This is a genomic window from Bradyrhizobium mercantei (assembly GCF_001982635.1).
In the GTDB taxonomy this organism is placed as follows: Bacteria; Pseudomonadota; Alphaproteobacteria; order Rhizobiales; family Xanthobacteraceae; genus Bradyrhizobium; species Bradyrhizobium mercantei.
This window is the reverse complement of the sequence record NZ_MKFI01000025.1, coordinates 1-2,474: the sequence shown is the minus strand read 5'-3', so window position 1 is coordinate 2,474 and position 2,474 is coordinate 1. Positions and strand designations below refer to the sequence as shown.

The 2,474-nt window shown below is 60.8% G+C and carries 1 protein-coding gene and 3 pseudogenes; 1 reads left to right on the top strand and 3 read right to left on the bottom strand.

Annotated features, from left to right (window positions below):
- A pseudogene (locus BI327_RS42560) lies at positions 1-277 on the top strand (amino acid ABC transporter ATP-binding protein); the annotation flags it as partial.
- A gap of 548 nt (positions 278-825) precedes the next feature.
- Here BI327_RS42560 and BI327_RS40610 read toward each other — a convergent pair.
- From BI327_RS40610 to BI327_RS40600, 3 genes and pseudogenes are all read right to left on the bottom strand, one after another.
- Positions 826-1,603: pseudogene (locus BI327_RS40610) on the bottom strand (IS66 family transposase); the annotation flags it as partial.
- A 69-nt stretch (positions 1,604-1,672) separates the two neighbouring features.
- Entirely contained in the window at positions 1,673-1,906 is a 234-nt protein-coding gene (gene tnpB / locus BI327_RS40605) for an IS66 family insertion sequence element accessory protein TnpB (RefSeq protein ID WP_283807842.1), read from the bottom strand.
- 280 nt (positions 1,907-2,186) lie between these two features.
- Positions 2,187-2,474 (bottom strand): annotated as a pseudogene (locus BI327_RS40600) (IS481 family transposase); the annotation flags it as partial.

Below are 2,474 nucleotides of genomic sequence, written 5' to 3'. Positions count from 1 at the left end.
CTTGAAACCTGAGATACTCCTACTGGACGAAATCACGTCAGCGCTGGATCCCGAGCTTGCCGGTGAGGTTCTCGACGTGGTTCGCGGTGTAGCGCACGAGACTAACGTGTCGCTCTTGATTGTGACGCACGAAATGCGCTTCGCACGCGAAGTCTCCGACCGCATCGCTGTCTTTGACGCGGGCCGCATCATTGAGCAGGGTCCACCCGACAAGATCTTCACCAGTCCACAGTCCGAGCGCACCCGCGCATTCCTACAATCCGTCCTGAACCACTGAACCTAATGGCAACTACCGTTAATCGAACGGACGGTCTCGCCCATTAGCCCGCGCCAGAGCGCACTCGCGAATGTCTTCCGAATAGGGGCGCGTCATCGATGCTGGCCATCCGTTCCCCAGCGCATGGGGTTGAATCAGAAATCTTTCTCTCTGGGAATCCCGATTTCGGTAAGAAACATCGTGCTCTGGATGATACTAGTTTAACTAAAAGAGATATGCTAATGGCACAAAATCCTTCCCCCATCAGCAAGGACTACCAACAAATCGGACCATATTCTCTTCGAATCGTGCACCGGTGCCATGTTTGTCTTGATCCAGGTCTCGTCGATGAAGACCAGGCACGAAGCGTCGATCCTGCGGATTCCGCTCAATGTCGCCCAGCATTCCGAGATGATCTCGCCCAGCATTCCGATTTGAAGTAGCCCCCCATTCCGAGATGATGTCGCCCGGGTGATGCGGCCTCTTCTGGCTCCCATACCCTCATCGCTGCCGCAGCTTGTGCACACAGATTTTCAGATCATTTCGATCATCCTTCCTGCGTGCTTCTGCAGCACACTATCATCGGCATGAAGGCGCTCGGCCGCCATGACATGGGCTTCCACCAGGCGCAGCAAGGGATTCAGCGACGCACAGACCGACCCCACGGCATCGGCCATGGTCGACAGCGCGATCGGCACCCCTTCCAGGGCATAGCGCTCGGCCTGGCGGTTCAAGGGCTGATGCTGGCCGAACTTCTCGAACACGATCATGGCCAGGAGGCTCGGGCCGGCCCATCCCCGGGCGATGGCATGGAACGGCGCCTGGCTGATCTTCTCGCAGTCGCGGCAGGAGAACTTCTCCCGGATCGTCTCGATCACCTTCCACTGGCGCGGCACTACTTCCAGCGTGCGCGTCACGTCCTCGCCGAGCTTGCGAAGACGATTACTGCCGCAGAATTCACAAGCTGTCGGCCCGTCGATCACCACCCGCTCCCGGGGAAGGTGCTGAGGGAAGGTCTGGCGCTCAGCACGCTTGCGCGTAAATCCGCGCACCGTCGTCGTCTTCGCCACGCCTCGTTCCGCCGCGAGCGTCGGCTTCCAGCTCTTCGAACGTCAGCGCCAACTGCTCGATCAGCCGCGCCGAACGTTCCGACCGCTGCCCATAGATCTGATGTTTCAGCTTGGCGATTTGCAACTGCTGCTGGGCTATCAGCGCTTCGTCTTCCGACGCTTTCGCGCGGGCGACCGCGAACTCGGCGGCGATCTCCAAGGCCTTCGCGCGCTCGACTGCCAGCGCCTCCTTCAGGGCGGCAACGTCATCCGGAACAGCGTCGCGGTCGGCATTCATGCGACGCAGTGAATCACAGATTGGACGCGATGGGACTCCCCAAAATGCAAAAAGCCGCGGATTCTACGCTCAGCCCGCACTCTGCGGCCGCCAACTCAGCTGCGGATTCCGCCAGTCGATGCCCTCGAACATGTAAGCCATTTGCGCCGCCGAGATCGATACCGCGCCGCCCGACGCCGCGGGCCAGATGAACTTGCCGCGATCCAGGCGCTTGGCATAGAGCGACATGCTCAGCCCGTCGTGCCAGAGGATCTTGACCAGATCGCCGCGGCGGCCTCCGGAAGATGTAGAGATCGCCGCCATGGGGATCGCGCTTCAAGCTCTCCTGAACCGTAAGAGCCAGCCTTTGCATGCCGCGACGCATGTCGGTGTGGCCAGTGGCGATCCAGACCCTGACGCCGCTCGGGATCGAGATCATCGTCGTCTCAAAAGTTCAAGAACCCGCTGCAGCGCCTCGGTGTCCACGTCCCGGTCAACGCGCACGCGACAGCCGCCGCCAAGCTCGATCTCGATAATTCCAGCCCTTGCGCGCGGCGCGGGGGGTGAAGACGCAGTTTGCGGCGTGCTGATCCATGCCGGTGCCGCCGAGGCTCTTGTAATAGGTGACAGCCGCCTTGAGAAAGGGAACAGCGCTATCGGCCGTCTCGTCGGGCTTGATCTCGGAGAAAGCAACGCGGGAATGGTCGTCGATGCAGACGTGGACGAAATCCCAGCCAGCGCCACGGCTCTTGTTCGGACCACTCGGATCGCCAGTGATGCGGTGCCCGACACGCTCGAAACGCCCGAGCTTTTTGATGTCGATGTGAATGATCTCGCCTGGGCTCTTGCGCTCATAGCGGCGTTCCGGCTCGGCCGGCTCCAGATCGCGGAT